General features: G+C 71.8%; 15 protein-coding genes. 10 read left to right on the forward strand and 5 right to left on the reverse strand.

Annotation, left to right across the window (positions count from 1 at the left end):
• Positions 1-74: 74 nt before the first annotated feature.
• Both BQ9890_RS11950 and BQ9890_RS11955 read left to right on the forward strand, forming a co-directional pair.
• Positions 75-476, forward strand: coding sequence for a thioredoxin family protein (locus BQ9890_RS11950; RefSeq protein ID WP_075893154.1), 402 nt, complete (start codon positions 75-77; stop codon positions 474-476).
• Positions 473-985, forward strand: a complete 513-nt coding sequence (locus BQ9890_RS11955) for a DUF4395 domain-containing protein (protein WP_075891775.1) — start codon at positions 473-475, stop codon at positions 983-985. Before BQ9890_RS11950 ends, BQ9890_RS11955 begins: the two co-directional genes overlap by 4 nt.
• Before the next feature lie 123 nt (positions 986-1,108).
• On the opposite strand, the gene BQ9890_RS11960 is transcribed toward BQ9890_RS11955, so the two are convergent.
• Entirely contained in the window at positions 1,109-2,119 is a 1,011-nt protein-coding gene (locus BQ9890_RS11960) for a DoxX family protein (RefSeq protein ID WP_075891777.1), read from the reverse strand.
• A gap of 307 nt (positions 2,120-2,426) precedes the next feature.
• A complete protein-coding gene (locus BQ9890_RS11965; RefSeq protein WP_075891779.1) occupies positions 2,427-4,166 on the reverse strand; it encodes a hypothetical protein in 1,740 nt (579 codons plus the stop codon).
• Between the two features lie 176 nt (positions 4,167-4,342).
• Here BQ9890_RS11965 and BQ9890_RS11970 point away from each other — a divergent pair, with 176 nt between their 5' ends.
• The 7 genes from BQ9890_RS11970 to BQ9890_RS12000 all read left to right on the forward strand — a co-directional run bounded on the left by BQ9890_RS11970 (position 4,343) and on the right by BQ9890_RS12000 (position 12,030).
• Positions 4,343-5,731: a DUF2252 domain-containing protein gene (locus BQ9890_RS11970; protein ID WP_075891781.1), complete on the forward strand. Its 1,389-nt coding sequence runs from the start codon at positions 4,343-4,345 to the stop codon at positions 5,729-5,731.
• 133 nt (positions 5,732-5,864) lie between these two features.
• On the forward strand, positions 5,865-6,329 hold the full coding sequence (locus tag BQ9890_RS11975) for an ArsR/SmtB family transcription factor (protein ID WP_075891783.1): 465 nt from the start codon (positions 5,865-5,867) through the stop codon (positions 6,327-6,329).
• A complete protein-coding gene (locus BQ9890_RS11980) occupies positions 6,320-8,275 on the forward strand; it encodes a heavy metal translocating P-type ATPase (RefSeq protein ID WP_078062421.1) in 1,956 nt (651 codons plus the stop codon). The genes BQ9890_RS11975 and BQ9890_RS11980 overlap by 10 nt, the downstream gene beginning before the upstream one ends.
• A 50-nt stretch (positions 8,276-8,325) precedes the next feature.
• Positions 8,326-8,817: a DoxX family protein gene (locus BQ9890_RS11985; protein WP_230297928.1), complete on the forward strand. Its 492-nt coding sequence runs from the start codon at positions 8,326-8,328 to the stop codon at positions 8,815-8,817.
• Between the two features lie 104 nt (positions 8,818-8,921).
• Positions 8,922-10,106, forward strand: a complete 1,185-nt coding sequence (locus BQ9890_RS11990) for a pyridoxal phosphate-dependent aminotransferase (protein WP_075891785.1) — start codon at positions 8,922-8,924, stop codon at positions 10,104-10,106.
• Positions 10,107-10,383: 277 nt separating this feature from the next.
• Positions 10,384-11,268 (forward strand): aminotransferase class IV, encoded by an 885-nt coding sequence (locus tag BQ9890_RS11995; RefSeq protein ID WP_075891787.1) that lies wholly within the window; start codon positions 10,384-10,386, stop codon positions 11,266-11,268.
• A 63-nt stretch (positions 11,269-11,331) separates the two neighbouring features.
• Positions 11,332-12,030 carry a rhomboid-like protein gene (locus tag BQ9890_RS12000; protein ID WP_230297929.1) on the forward strand — a complete coding sequence of 233 codons (699 nt, stop codon included), beginning with the start codon at positions 11,332-11,334 and terminating at the stop codon, positions 12,028-12,030.
• Between the two features lie 28 nt (positions 12,031-12,058).
• Here the strand turns inward: BQ9890_RS12000 and BQ9890_RS12005 are convergent, their stop codons facing one another.
• The gene (locus BQ9890_RS12005) at positions 12,059-12,793 is read right to left on the reverse strand and encodes an endonuclease III domain-containing protein (RefSeq protein WP_195907671.1); all 735 of its coding nucleotides are present in this window, start codon (positions 12,791-12,793) and stop codon (positions 12,059-12,061) included.
• 93 nt (positions 12,794-12,886) lie between these two features.
• Here BQ9890_RS12005 and BQ9890_RS12010 point away from each other — a divergent pair, with 93 nt between their 5' ends.
• Positions 12,887-13,408 carry a hypothetical protein gene (locus BQ9890_RS12010; RefSeq protein WP_075891789.1) on the forward strand — a complete coding sequence of 174 codons (522 nt, stop codon included), beginning with the start codon at positions 12,887-12,889 and terminating at the stop codon, positions 13,406-13,408.
• Between the two features lie 148 nt (positions 13,409-13,556).
• Here BQ9890_RS12010 and BQ9890_RS12015 read toward each other — a convergent pair whose 3' ends face one another.
• Positions 13,557-14,363, reverse strand: a complete 807-nt coding sequence (locus BQ9890_RS12015; protein ID WP_075891791.1) for a tyrosine-protein phosphatase — start codon at positions 14,361-14,363, stop codon at positions 13,557-13,559.
• Positions 14,364-14,474: 111 nt separating this feature from the next.
• Positions 14,475-15,062, reverse strand: coding sequence for a DoxX family protein (locus BQ9890_RS12020; RefSeq protein ID WP_075891793.1), 588 nt, complete (start codon positions 15,060-15,062; stop codon positions 14,475-14,477).
• Between the last annotated feature and the right edge of the window lie 18 nt (positions 15,063-15,080).

Below are 15,080 nucleotides of genomic sequence, written 5' to 3' on the forward strand. Positions count from 1 at the left end.
ACGGTTCGTTCACATTCATCCACTGCGCAGGACTGGGGTCGCGGAATCCGATGGGCGCCCGTAGCGTCGCCACCATGACACTGGCCGTCCTCGTGGGACTGGTCCTGGTGGGGGTCCTCATCGGGATCCTGTTCCGCGCGCAGCAGGGGAGGTCCCGACGCGCCAGCGGTCCCGCAGGAGATCTGGTCGATCCGGCAGCACGGGTGACCGTCATCCAGCTCTCCACGCCCATGTGCGCGCGCTGCCCGGGGAGCGCCCGTCTGGCGCGCGCGGTCGTGGACCAGCGCCCGGGTGCCCGTCACCGCGAGATCGACCTGGTCGACCACCCCGAGATCGCCGACCGCTTCCATGTCTCCGGCACCCCGACACTCCTCCTGGTCGACGACTCGGGCCAGGTCCGTCGTCGCATCGTCGGTGTGCCCTCACGAGTCGACCTCTCCCACGCCATCGATGAGTTCCTGGAGGTCCCGACATGACCACACCATCCGACCGGTCCCCGGCCCCGCCCTCGTCCCCGGGAGGCCGTCCGTCCAGGGTCGATCCGCGCGGCCCACGCTTCGGTGCCGCCGTCACCTCGGTGCTGCTGCTGGTGACGATCGCTCTGGACCTGCAGGGGGCACACACCGCGGCCCTCGTCCTGTTGGCGGTCCTGGTCGCCCTCTTCGCCTGGGGGGCCTTCGCCGGGGTGGGACGTCATCCGTGGGGCCTGATCTTCCAGCGCGTGGTGCGCCCGCGCCTCTCGCCGCCCGATGAACTCGAGGACGCGGCTCCGCCGACCTTCGCCCAGGGGATCGGTCTCCTGGTGACCGGCGTCGGGGTGGTCCTCGCGCTGGTGGGGGTGCCCCACGCCGTCGCGGTGTCGGCAGCGATCGCCTTCCTCGCCGCGTTCCTCAACGGTGCCTTCGGGCTGTGCCTCGGCTGTCAGCTCTACGTCCTCCTCCTGCGGGCCGGGCTCGTGGGTGGCAGGAGCGCGTCGGGGACCTGAGCGCGGTCCACTCGCGGCCACCTCCCCGGGGACGACCGTGCCGCCCCTCCGGAGTGTGTCCGAGGGGGCGGCACGGGTCGTGCACGGGCGGGCACCCGGTCGGGACCGGGTGCCGTGGAGGGGTCAGTTGGTGGCCGCGTGCTCCTTGGCCCAGGAGGTGATGGCAGGGGCCTCGGCCTCATAGGCCTCCGAGGTCGACCTGGTCACCGAGAGGGCGCGCATCCACTTGGGCATGCGGTCATTGGCCAGCAGCCAGTGGTCGACGGAGAACGGGCCGGCCCCGGTGAGGACGAAGCTGCCGAAGAAGACGATGAGCAGCATCGGGTACTCCCAGCCGGCTCCCGCCCAGTCGTAGCCGTTGAACCACTCGCCGCCATAGGCGATGGTGGCCAGGAGCAGGTAGACGACGCCCCCGAGGCCCGCGAGGCGGGTCATGAAGCCGAAGCCGATGCCCAGGCCGACCGCCATCTCGATGATGCCGGCGAGCACCACGAAGAACCCGGGCGCCTGGCCGAGCAGGGAGAAGGGGGCGACGGCGTCCGTGCCCATGGGGCCGAAGACCTGGTAGGTCATGTGGGCCCAGGAATCGTGGCCGGCGAAAATCTTCTCCGTGGCGTGGCCGAGCTCGTTGAAACCGAAGTAGATGCGGACCAGGGTGAAGCCCCACACCAGGTTGAACAGCCAGACGTTCTCGGTGCGGTGGCGCAGGTCATTGCGCCACACGGCGGCGAACTGGAGGACGAAGGGGACCAGGGTGATCAGGCAGACGACCATGAGGGCCCAGGGGCGGGGTCCGCTGATGGTCCACTCGACGGAGCCGTCGGCACCGGTCTCGTCCGTCCCACCGGCCATGGCGGCGATGCGCCAGACGATGAGGTAGGGCAGGAGCGAGGTCAGGAAGCCGACCGTGAAGTGCTTCGGCGTGACCCAGATGCTGATGGCCAGGGCCAGGGCCAGCAGGACGATCGTCCAGGCTGCGCCGAAGTCGTGGATCTGGTGTGCGATGAAGACGGTGTACAGACCGACCAGGAGGGTGACTCCCAGGCAGACCTGCACGTAGATGTCGGGGACACCGGCCGGGACCAGGTGCTCGCGGTTCCTGATCACGTCAGGAGGTGTGCTCTTCTGTGCCATCTCTTCCTCACTTCGATGGAGATGCGCTGATGACACTCGAATTGAATGCCTGTTGGACAACTACGGGCGATGTCGAAGGTCCCTGTGTGCCGGGTAGGACAGCGGGCTCGGCGGGACATCTCCACCGCTCGTGGTCAGTTTTGCTCCACCGTGGTGGACGTGGTTGTCACTGTCTCCTGGCGCACATGTCGGGAGTTGAACAACTTCCACCGGACACAGGGCACGGGGAACGACCTGGGACGGGGAGCCGAAGCGAGGACGTGGCGGGACCGGAGCCCCGGACCGGTCGGGGTCGTCCGGCGTGTGGTCAGGCCGGAACCCCTGCGACCTCGGACGTCCGGGTGCGGCGGGTCGCGCTCATGTTGATGAGGAGGGTCGCGGTGAAGGACAGCCCAGTGGCGACCAGCATGGCGATGACCATGCCGAGTGCGTTGGTGGCGACGAAGGGCGCCATGACGGCGGGCAGGTAGGCGGTCGCCTCGACACCCATGGCACCCACGACGGCTCCGCCGACGGTGGCTGCCCCGATGGCGGTCGCGAAGACGCGGCGGTCGGAGAACATGAACGGGTAGGACGCCTCGACGAAGGTCCCGAAGAAGAAGTTCACCGCGGCCCCCGATCCGGCCAGTGCGCGCTCACCGGAGCTGCGGGGTCGCACCACGTTCGCCAGTGTGATCCCCAGGCTCACCATGACGAGGCAGACCATGTCGATCGCCCCGAAGAAGCTGAACCCCTTCTGACCCATCTCCAGGAGGACCAGCGGGAGGATCACGGAGTGGTAGACGCCCCCCATCAGGGCGAACCAGATGACGCCTCCGGCCAGTGCACCGGCCAGGACGGGGCTGAAGTCCAGTGCCGCCTGGATGCCGGTCTTGACGGCCTCGCCCAGCCAGTTGGTGGCCGGGGCGAGCAGGTAGTACACGAGCAGACCCGGCAGGAGACCTGCCAGACCCCCGGCGACGATGTTGGCGGTCGTGGCGGGGAAGCGGTGGGACAGGGTCCACCGGATCAGCCAGGATGCCAGCAGGCCCGCGAGGATGCCGGCGGCCAGGCCACCCAGCAGCCCGCCCTTGGACGCCAGGATGCCTGCGACGGCACCGGCGACCATTCCGACCTCGTCCAGGGCCGAGACCTTGCGGGCAGCCACAGCGGCCACGACGATCGGGAGCCCGGCGATGAGGACGTCGAAGACCTCACCCAGTCCTGACAGGACGGGGATCTTCGACGCCGCCAGGACCAGGGCGAGGGCGATGAAGGCGGGGATGGAGCCGACCATGATGCCGCGGATGGAGATGCGTCTCCACGCGGCGTCGTGGGTGCCGGCGTCCTCGCCGGTGGGGGAGAAGGGGTCGCCCTCGTGCGCGGTCCCCGTCCCACTGGTCCCCCGCTGGTCGGAGCCGGGCCCGGGGACACCTGCGTCGGGGACCTCGACGGGCGGGTGCCCCAGGACCGGGCGGTAGCGGACCTTCCAGTGGCGCGCGAGTCCGGAGACGTAGGCGACGGCCCGAGTGGTCGAGGTGGTGCCCGTGGTGCCGGAGACGGAGACGAGGTTGAGGCCCGCGCTCTCCGCCCGGGCGATGGAGGTGCCACCCGTTCCGGCGGCCGGGATCCCGGCCGCAGCCGCTGCCGTGACAGTGGCGGAGTTCGTGCCCGTCGGGTCGGCACTGACCAGCACGAGTGCGTCGACCTGGCCGACCTCCACGCGCTCGGCGAGGATCGAGTCCCTGGTCCGGGCTGCCTCGTTGACCTCTGCCAGCGTCCCCGAGACGGTGGGGACGGGGCGCCCCCCGGACAGTTCCCACAGCTGTGCGGGCGTGGAGTCACCGGCGGAGTCCATGGAGGCCTGCGCGGCGACGAACTGGACCGTGACCAGCTGGAAGCCCGCCGCAGCCAGTTGGCGCTGGATCTCCCCGATCAGGCGTGCGGGGTCGTCTCCGCCCTGACTGCGCAGGTTCCCCCCGGAGCTGCCGATGACCGCGACCCGGCGGGGCCCACTGGGCCCCCCGCCCGTGGTCGTGCCGGTGCCTCCTGTGTGCCGCCTGCCCATGTCCTGGCTCCCTGGTCAGTGTCCGCCGCGGTGGTGCGGCCGGGTGACGGCACCGATTCTGCCGTGAGTCGTCCGAGTCGCGGCGATCCGTCCACCGGTGGGGAACTGTCGCCGGAGGGGAGCTCCTGGCGTGTCCGGACACTGCCGGGGCGTGGATCACGGAGGACAATGGCCCCATGACGGGAGTCCTGGGGATCGGCGCGTACGAGTCACTCGAGCAGTCACGGGAACGGGGACGCGGTGAACGCAAGTCCGTCCCGCGCTCGCGGCTGGCCGAGTTGGCACCCTCCCAGCGGGATCCCGTCGACGTCCTCGTGGAGCAGAACGCTCCCCGGGTCCCCGACCTGGTCCCCCTGCGTTTCGCCTGCATGCTGGCCGATCCCTTCGCCTTCTACCGGGGGTCGGCGGCACTCATGGCCGAGGACCTCGCCGCCTCCCCCCACACCTCGCTGCGCGTGGTGGCGTGCGGGGACGCCCACGTCTCCAACTTCGGGGTCTACGCCTCCCCCGAGCGCGCCCTCGTCTTCGACCTCAACGACTTCGACGAGGTCGCCGTCGCACCGTGGGAGTGGGACCTCAAACGACTTGTCACCAGTGTCGTCATCGGAGCACGTCAGGCGGGACACGGTGCCGACCGGACCCGGGACCTCGCGGCGGCCACGGCACAGCAGTACGTGGACGCGTTGGACCGTGTCATGGAGATGGACGCGGTCTCGCGCTACTACCTCCACGCCCAACCCGAACCGGTGGCCCACAGTGTGCGTGGCGAGTTCGCCGACGTCATCGAGGAGACGGCCCGGCGCGCACGCCGGCGCACCTCGGAACGTGTGGTGCGCCGACTGACGGAGGTCGACGAGGGCGGCTCGGTGCGCTTCCGTGAGGACCCACCCGTCCTGTCCCATGTCGGGGACCGGGTGTGGCGCGCGGTCGCCGGGTCCTACAGGGCCTACCTGACCAGCGTCCCGCCGGACATCGCACTGCTGCTCAGCCACTTCCGCATCGTCGACATCGTCCGACGCGTCGTGGGCGTGGGAAGTGTGGGGACACGCTGCTACCTGGCCCTGCTCGAAGGGTCCGCGGGGGAGGTGCTCGTCCTCCAGATCAAGGAGGCGCTGGCCTCGGTGCTGGTGACCAATGGGGGAAAGTCCCTGCCGGAGGTCTTCTCCCGCACGGTCCACCTCAACGGCCAGGGTGGCCGGGTGGTGGCCGGGCAGCGCATGCTCCAGGCGGTGTCCGATCCCTTCCTGGGCACCGCGCAGGCGGGGGGACGGGAGTTCTACGTGCGGCAGTTCCACGACATGAAGGGCTCCGTCGACACCGATGACCTGGACCTGGACGCCTTCACCGGGTACGCCCGTTCCTGCGCGGCCCTCCTGGCGCGGTCACACTCCCAGAGTCCGGACGCCGCGGCCGTGCTCGCCTACATCGGACAGGGACGAGGATTGGTCGAGGCCCTGGCCGACTTCTCGCTGGCGTACGCGGACAAGTCCCTGGAGGACTACGAGGTGGTGCGCACCGCGGCCCGGGAGGGACGCATCGAGGTCGCACCGGACGCTGCGCGCTGAGGTGCGTGCCGGGGTGCGCGTCGGACTGCACGCCGGGGCGCGCGGGTCCTCCCGGTGACGGCCACCTCGCATCGGGACTGTCAAGGGACGGAGGGAGGACGTCGGACTGAGGCAAGCCTTCTATTATCTGCGCATGGACGCAGATTCGAGGACGGGCCGTCCCGCACCCGATGACCTGGACGACGAGCACATCGCCCTGGCGACAGAAGTCTTCACACTCCTCTCCGACGAGACCCGGGTACGACTCGTCCTCGCCCTCGAGAACGGCGAGATGACGGTCGGAGCACTCGCACAGCGCGTGGGCAGACCACCCACCGCCGTGTCACAGCACCTCGCGAAGCTGCGATGGGCGCGGGTGGTCGCCACCCGGCAGGAGGGCACCCGTGTCCACTACCGCCTCGTCGACGAGCATGCCCGGACCCTCATCCACCAGGCCCTCTTCCAGGCCGAGCACATGGTGGACGAACTGCCGGCCCACCACCGGCGCCGAAGCGCCCAGGGCGTGCGCGGGGTGCGCGCGGACGAGGGCGGACCCGCCGACGCACCCGACCTCGTACCGGCGCACGACGCACACGGAGGAGCATCCACATGGGCGTGACGCCGACACCGGTCCCCTCCCCCCGGCCCGGACCCGGGGAAACGGGCAGCGCGACGGTCGGGCAGGCGGAGTCGACCCCCACCCACCGACCGGTCACCGCCGCGGGCCCCGGGGACGAGCCCGGCCTGTGGCAGCGCATCGACCGCACCGACCTGGCGCGCACACTCTCGGTGGCCGCCTGCGCGGTGGCGGTCGGCGTGGCCCACGTCCTGGGTGCCTCGCGCTGGGTGCTGGCACCCGTGTCCGTGGTGGCCCTCGTTGCCGGGTGCTGGCCGATCCTCGTCGAGGCCTGGGAGGACGTGAAGGCCCGACGCATGAGCATGGAGCTGTCCATGCTCATCGCCATCGCCGCTGCCGCCGCCATCGGTGAGTGGACGACGGCGCTCGTCATCACCACCTTCGTCCTGGCTGCGGAGATCCTGGAGGACCTCTCCATGGACCGGGGCCGTGACGCGCTGTCCGACCTCATGTCCTTCCTCCCCGCCACGGTGCGTGTGCGCAGGGGCACCTCCCAGGTGGAGATCCCCCTGACGGAGGTCCGACCGGGAATGGTCGTCGTGGTGGAGCCGGGCTCCCGGGTCCCTGTGGACGGCACGGTGCTCGCCGGCTCGGCCAGCCTCGACCAGTCCCGACTGACCGGGGAGTCCCTCCCGGTGGACGTGCAGGTCGGTGACACGGTCCTGGCCGGCTCCATCGCGGTGGCAGGGGCCCTGGAGGTCACGACCCGGCGCGCGGGCGAGGACTCCACCTTCGGCCAGATCATCGCCACCGTCCGGGAGGCCCAGGAGTCCCGGGCCCCGGTCCAGCGCCTCGCGGACCGCCTGGCCGGCATCCTGGTGTTCATCGCCCTGGGTGCGGCGCTGGTGACGTTCCTGGTCACCCGCGATGCGCGGGCCACGATCTCGGTGGTCATCGTCGCCGGCGCCTGCGGGATCGCTGCGGGCACGCCACTGGCGATCCTCGCCTCCATCGCGCGCGCCGCACGGGCGGGCGCCTTCGTGCGCGACGGGACCCACCTGGAGGTCCTCTCCGGTGTGGACACCGTGGTCCTGGACAAGACCGGCACCCTCACGCTCGGGCAGGCCCGGGTGGTCGACGTCCGCCCCGCACCCGGCGTCGACGAGGGCGACCTGCTGGCCCTCGCGGCGGGCGCCGAATGGCACTCGGAGCACCCGGTGGGTCGGGCGATCACCGACCGGGCCGAGGAACTCGGTGTCACCGTGCCGGTCCCCGGGAGCGCGGAGCACGTGCCCGGGATGGGCGTGACGGCACGGGTCGGGAGGCACGAGGTGTGCGTGGGCAGCGCGCGACTGGTGTCGGACGCACCGCAGGAGTCGGGCCCGGCGGGGGCCAGTCCCGTGCACGTCGCGGTGGACGGGGTGTGGGCAGGCACCCTGTGGGTCGCCGACCAGCTGCGGGAGGGAGCTGCGCGCTGCGTGTCCGACCTGCGTTCCCTGGGGTTGAGGGTCCTCATGCTCACCGGCGACACCGAGCAGACTGCCCGCGCGACCGCGCGAGACGTCGGGATCACCGAGGTCCGCGCCGGCCTCCTGCCCGCGGACAAGCATGCGGTGGTGGGACAGGAACGCGCCGCCGGGCACGTCGTCGCCATGGTCGGGGACGGTGTCAATGACGCCCCGGCGCTCGCGGTCGCCGACGTGGGCATCGCCATCGGTTCGGGGACGGATGTGGCCCGCGAGAGTGCGGACGTCGTCCTCATCAGCTCCGACCTGGGGGACCTGGTCACCCTGGTGCGCACCGCGCGCCGGGCCCGGCGCACGATCATGGTGAACTTCGTGGGCACGCTGGTCGTGGACGCGGTGGGCATGGTGCTGGCCGCCTCCGGGGTGCTGGGGCCGGTGGCGGCGGCAGTGGTGCACGTCGGCTCGGAGTCGGCCTTCATCCTCAACTCCGCACGACTGGTCCCCGGTCGCGCACGGCGCTGAAGGCTGGAATGCTCATGTGAGGGACGCCACCTCCAGGGAAGGACACTCCCATGACGCACTCCGTGCACCAGCGACTGCGACGTCACGTTCCCGGGCGTCACGACGACCGCGACCGGGACAGTGACCGCGACCGGGACGACCACCGCGTCGGTCCGGTGGGACACCACTTCACCCGGCTGGTGACACGTGTGGCGCTCGGCTCGATGCTGGTGTTCACCGGCACCAGTCACCTCACGTGGGCGCGTGAGGAGTTCCGGGCGCAGGTCCCCGAGTCCGTGCCCCTGGACGTGGACACGACCGTGCTCGTCTCGGGCGTGGTCGAGATCGCCCTGGGGTCCGCCCTCGTCGCCGTCCCCCGCCGTCACCGCCGCCACCTGGGCCGACTCGCAGCCCTCTTCTTCGTCGGGGTCCTCCCGGGCAACCTCTCCCAGTTCCTGCACGCCCGTGACGGTTTCGGACTGGACACCGATGCCAAGCGACTTGCGCGGCTGTTCCTCCAACCCGTCCTGGTCTGGTCGGCCCTGTACGCCACCCGTGACTGAACCCGGTCCCCCGTCCTCGCTTCCGTGGGACGCCCTCGCGGAAGTGACTTGGTGAAGTCCATACTCGGTGCAGGAGGACTCCATACCGAGGGGAGCGTGTCCACATGCCGCAGATCTCCGCACTGGTCCGCTCCGTGCCGCCCTCGGGGATCCGGCGCATCTTCGAGCTCTCGGGCACCATGGACGACGCCATCAAGCTGTCCGTGGGGGAACCGCAGTGGGAGGTGGCCCCCCACATCCGTGAGGCGGCCGCCCGGGCCTGGGTCGACGACTTCACCGGGTACACCCACAACTCCGGGATCCTGCCCCTGAGGGAGGCCATCGTCGACAAGTTGGCCCGCGCCAATGTCTACGCGGTCGACGTCGACCGGGTGCACGTGACGGCGGGTGGGTCCCAGGCCCTCCACCTGGCGATGGTGATGACGCTGTCCCCGGGGGAGGAGGTCCTCATCCCCGACCCCGGCTACTCGACCTTCGCCATGGCGCCGAGGTTGGTGGGGGCGGTGCCCGTGCCCTACCCGTTGAGGGCCCGCGACGACTTCATGCCTGACATCGATGTCCTGGAGGGCCTGGTCACCCCGCGCACCCGCGCGATCGTCGTCAACAGTCCCTCCAACCCGCTGGGGGTGGTCTACCCGCGCACGGTCATGCAGGCGCTGGTGGACTTCGCTGCCCGCCACGACCTGTGGGTCATCAGTGACGAGGTCTACGAGGCCCTCACCTACGACCCGGGCTTCACCAGTGCCGCCGCCCTGGACCCCGATCGCGTCATCGGCGTGTACTCCCTGTCCAAGACCTATGCGCTCACGGGTGGCCGCATCGGGTACCTGGTGACCCCTTCGGGCCTGGCCGAACGGGTCCGGGCGGCGCAGGAGGCGATCGCCAGCTGTGTCAACGCCCCCGCCCAGGTCGCCGCGCTCGCCGCCCTGACCGGGAGCCAGGACATGGTGGCGGCATCCCGTGCGCACTACGTCGCCAACCGGGACGCGGCCTCCGCTCTGCTCAGCGCGCGCGGGATCCCCCACCTCCGCCCCGGGGGCGCCTTCTACCTGTGGATCGACGTCTCCCACGCCAGCCGCGGCGACGTCGCGGCGTGGGCGGAGCGCTTCCTCATGGAGCAGCGTGTGGCGGTTGCACCGGGATCGGCCTTCGGTGCGCGCGGGGAGGGCTGGGTGCGGGTCTGCTACGCGGGGGACACCGCTCCACTGCTCGAGGCACTGGGCAGGTTGCCCGCACCGGGGGACGGGGAGCCCCGGGCGGACACCGTTCGGGAGATGTCGCACGCATGAGGTGGCCCCGCAGCGCTGCGCCCGGGGCGCAGGGTCGACTGTCCGCCGGAGGGGCCCCAGGTGCGGAGGGGCGGTCGGAGCCCGCGGGAGGACCCCTGTCGGGACCGGGAGCCGCGGTCCCCGCACGGGAGGCCCACGGGAAGCTCCTGCGGCGGCGCCGCCCTACGATGGTTGGAGCCCTGCCTCCCGCTGCCCGTGGGGTGTGCGGGACCGAGCTCCCCGCAGGGGGGCTCCCCACCACGGCCTGCGTCGTTGCGGCCCGTCGAAAGGGATCGTCATGAGCACCTGTCTCCTCGTCTCACCCGTCGAGGCCGCCGACCCGGCAGGCACCGAGGATCGTCTCCACGTCGTGGATGCGGCCGACCCCAGGGTGTCCGTGCTGGACCTCGGTGTCACCCGTGGGGACGGCATCTTCGAGGTCCTCGGCGTCGTGGAGGGTCGCCCCCAGGCCGTCGGGGCGCACCTGCGCCGACTGGCCAACTCCGCGGCCATGCTCGACCTGCCCGTCCTGGACCTCACCGCGATCCGTGCGGCCGTCCTCCGTGCCGTCGCGCTCAGCGAGCCCGTCCCGGAGCTGCTGGTCAAGGTCGTCGTCACCCGTGGGGTGGAGGATGCCCAGCCCCCCGCCGCCACCTGCTGGGTGATCGCCCTGCCCGCAGCGGACCACGGCGCGGAGCGCCACGAGGGTGTCTCCGTGGTCCTCCTCGACCGGGGCTACCCCCACGACATCTCCTCCCGTGCCCCCTGGCTGCTGACGGGGGCCAAGACACTGTCCTACGCGGTCAACAAGGCCGTCCTGCGCGAGGCGGCGAGGCGTGGCGCCGACGACGTCGTCTTCACCAGCTCCGACGGCTACGTCCTGGAGGGGCCGACCTCCACCCTGATCGCGCGCTTCGGCAGGCACATCTGGACCCCGGCCATTGCCCAGGGACTGCTGCCCGGCACCACCCAGGCCAGCGCCTTCGAGTTCTTCGCCGCCCGGGGGTTCTCGACGTCGGAGGTCCTGCTGCGCACCGGGCAGCTCCCCGACGCCGACGCTCTCTGGTTGGCGTCCTCGGTGCGGATGCTGGCCCCGGTCCGTGAGGTCGACGGGTGGGCAGTGCCGGTGGACCACGAGCTCTCCGACGCGGCGAACGAGTTCCTGCTGGGTCGCGGCGAGTAGGGCGACATGGGGGGAGGGCCTGGTCCGACGGGTACGCCGGGAGAGCGCGTGGGCAGGAATCCCGTGGCTGCTCGGCACGGGCAGTTCCTGCGCCGGGCGGGACGGGCAGCGTGGAGCTACGTGCGCAGCGCCCCCCTGACCTTCGGGTGGGCGGCGATCCTGCTGGCCACCACCCTCGCCCAGCACGCCATGCCGGAGGGCCAGCTGGCCGAGGTGCTGGTGCAGCGCTCCACGAATGTCATCAACCTGGTCCAGCACCCCGTGCGGTCCCTGGTCGCGAGCCTCTTCTGGATCGACGGCTCGTTCTGGTTCCCCTACCTGGTGTCGTTCGCACTTTTCCACGCCCAGGTCGAGCGCTGGTTGGGGTGGTGGCGGTGGCTCCTCATCGGTCTCACCGGGCACGTCGTGGCCACGCTGGTCAGCCAGGCGGTACTGCTGGCTGCCGTGCGGCAGGGCAGCGCCCCGCCGATCATGCTCGGGGTGCGTGACGTCGGGGTCAGCTACTTCCAGGCCGCGATGATCGGCGTGCTCGCCCACCACTTCGTGCCGCGCTGGCGCTGGGTGTACGGGGGCGTGGCCCTGGCGGTCTTCGTCCTGCCCCTGGTCCTCCGGCCCGGTCTGACCACACTGGGGCACCTGGTGGCGCTGTTGGTGGGGCTGGCCTTCCTCCCCCTGACGAGGGCGTCCACCGCTGCTCCCTGGGACCCGCCACTCGCCTGGCGGCGCGTGCGGCAGCGGTGGGGGAGGCTCCCCCGCCGGTGAGTGCAGGGACGGAACGGTCGCCGGGTCGTCAGGGTGCCAGCACCCACCCGGCCAGTGGCCCCGCCGCCCATGCCGGGGCCGTCCTGGCGTGGAGCTTCGCGAACTCGTCGATGAGTGCGTGGAACTCCTGCCATCCCTCCAGGGTGAGCTCCACCTCCTCCTGGACCCGGGTGGCGAAGGCGCCGTAGCCGCGCGGCACCTGCCACCCCAGGTGGCCGAAGAGGCGTCGGGCACAGGTGTCCGCCACGAACACCCCGCGTCCCAGCAGGTAGAGCATGAGGACATCCGCGGTCTCCGGGCCGATCCCACGCAGGGCCAGCAGTTCCCGGCGCAGCTCAGGGGTGGAGAGGTGCGTCAGGGCAGGGCTGGCCGCCAGGAGCTCGGGACCCCGGAGGGTGTCGGCCCCGCCCTCGTCCACCCACCACGCGCACAGGCCACGCAGCGTGCGTGCCTTCGCGTGCTGGAACCCGGAGGGTGCCACCAGTGTGACGAGCTCGGGCACGTCCGTGCCGAGGAGTCGGACCGGGTCGGTGACGCCCGCGCGGCGCAGGAGGTCCAGGGAGCGCTCCACGTTGCGCCAGTTCGTGTTCTGCACCAGGACACAGCCCAGGAGGACCTCGAAGGGGGTCTCCACCGTCCACCAGTGGGACTGCGGGCCGACGTGGCTGCGCAGGGCGGCGGGCAGGTCCGACAGCTCCAGCACGGTGGCGTGCGGCGGGCGGTCCCGTGGTGGCGGGGCCGGGGCGGGGTCGTGGTGCGCCATGGTGTCCATCCTCCTCGTGGCTCGTGGCTCGTGGCTCGGGGGCCTCGGGTGCTGGACGCAGGCGGGTCGCCCGGGCAGTGACATGCTGGGGTCATGCGCAAGAACGCCGTCATGCTCCTCGCGGTGCTGGTGGTGTGCGCGGGAGCGTACTACGCCTGGTGCACGCTCTTCTCCTCCAGCGCAGGAGGCACCTCCGTGGTGGGTGCACCCGTCGTGCTCGCCCCCGCCGGGGACGGGAGTGGGACGGGCGCCGGGACGGACGGGATCAGTGACGAGGTCGCGCGCAGCACCTTCAAGAGCTTCGTCCTGGCGATGGCCGAGGACGACGGTGACACGGCCTGCGGGTTCTCCGCCTACGAGGGGGCACCGGTCGGGCCCGACAACCACTGGGACGACTGCCGCGACGAAGTCGAGGAGGCGGTCGGCGGTCTCTCCGATCCCGCGCTCGCCACGTTGCGCGACGCACTGAGGACGGCCACCTACGCGGTCACCTCGCGTCCGGGGAGTGGGGGCGCCACGGTGTCGACGACAGTCCTGGGGGAGACGCTCTCCGGGACTGTCGTCGACGCGGCGGGTGAGGCCCGCGTCGAGCTCAGTTCCCTGGTCCGCCGGTGAGGGTCCCACCGGCTCCGGCCCGGCCCCCTCGGCGTACCCCGCGCGGGTGCCGACATCCTGGCTGCCCGGCAGGCAGTGGACCCGTGCGGCCCCCGTGGTGGCGGTGGTCCCGGGACGGGGACCCTGGCGCCCGCCCGTCCTCGGGTCCTCAGGCGTCGACGAGGGCGACCCGCAGGGCGTCCAGCTCGTCGTCCCCCAGGCCGAGGCCGGAGCGCAGGTAGCCGTCGAACCCACCGAAGTCCGCGTCGACCCGGTCGAGTGCGGCCTTGAGGTAGGCGACGTCGACGTCCAGCAGGGGTCGCAGGCGCTCGGCGTCCAGACCGACCGCGGCGGCACGCTCCAGGTCCGGGGCGAAGAGCGCACGGACGGCAGGGGACACGGCCAGGTACTCCTCGAACACGGCGTCGCGGGTCGACCCGACGGCTGCCATCAGTACGGCCACGGCCCAGCCGGTGCGGTCCTTGCCCGCGGTGCAGTGGAGCAGCGTGGGCCGACCACCGGCACTCAGGACGCTGCGTGCCACCTCCGCGAATCCCGCACGGGCGGGGGCCTCGGTGACGAACTGCTCGTACGTGTGCTCCATGACGGCCCTCGCGTCGAGGTCGGCGAGGAAGGCGTCCGGGCTCACCCGGCCCTCGGCGATCGCCGCGGGCAGCGTTCCCGTGAGGCTCGCGAGGGAGCCGGGCGTGCTGGCGAGGATGTCCACCCGGACCAGCCGGGCACCCCGGGGCAGGTGGGCGGGGCGGCGCTCGGCCTCCGCAGCCGTGCGCATGTCCACCACGACCTCCAGGCCCAAGGTGGTGACGGCGGGGTCCGTGGGGACGCCGGGGTCGGAGGGCGCAGCGGAACGGAAGAGGGCTCCCGGGCGCACGACGCCACCGGAGGTGGTGGGCCACCCGCCGACGTCGCGGAGGTTCGGCAGGTGGTCGGAGGGGATCTCGTGCGAAGTGCTCACGAGGGAGAGCCTATGCGCACGGGGTGTCGACCACCGGGCATCCGCCGTGGACCTCAGGGGATCTCCCGCCCGTCGTGGGACGCCCACGGGGTGTGCGACGAGGGGACCGTGTCAGTCCTGTGGGGCGGAGTCCGTGGAGGTGTCCCCCTCGGAGGTCCCGGTGGTCCCGCCCTCGTCGGTGTCCGTCCGGTCCGCGGCGCGCTCCAGGGAGGCGCGCGCGATGAGTGCGCCGGCAGCGGTGAAGGAACCCGCCAGCGCGACGGTCGCGAGCCAGGAGGGGGCGAGCCTGTCGCCCAGGAGGTGGTCCACGGAGTACTTCCCGGCCCCCGTCAGGGCGAGCGCGGTCGAGGCCGTGGCGAGCGTGGCGGGGAGCTCGAAGCCGCCGTTCGTGTTCCAGAAGCCGTTCTCGGCGTGCGTCGATCCCGCCACGACCATGGTGGCGGCACCCGCCGCACCTCCCAGCGGGGTGGCCAGGCCGAGGGCCATCAGGGAGCCACCGCCGAACTCACCGAGGCCGGCGAGCAGGGCGGAGACCTTGCCGGGCCGGAACCCCAAGGAGTCCATGAAGGCACCCGTGCCGTCCAGTCCGTGACCGCCCAGCACCCCGAAGAGCTTCTGTGAGCCGTGCGCCGCCAGCGTCGCACCGACGCCGACACGCAGTGCCAGCAGTCCCAGATCCCGTCCCCGTGACTTCCCCATCGTGGTGGTTCCTCTCCT

Origin of the sequence: Actinomyces provencensis (assembly GCF_900155435.1) — a bacterium.
Taxonomy (GTDB): Bacteria; Actinomycetota; Actinomycetes; order Actinomycetales; family Actinomycetaceae; genus Pauljensenia; species Pauljensenia provencensis.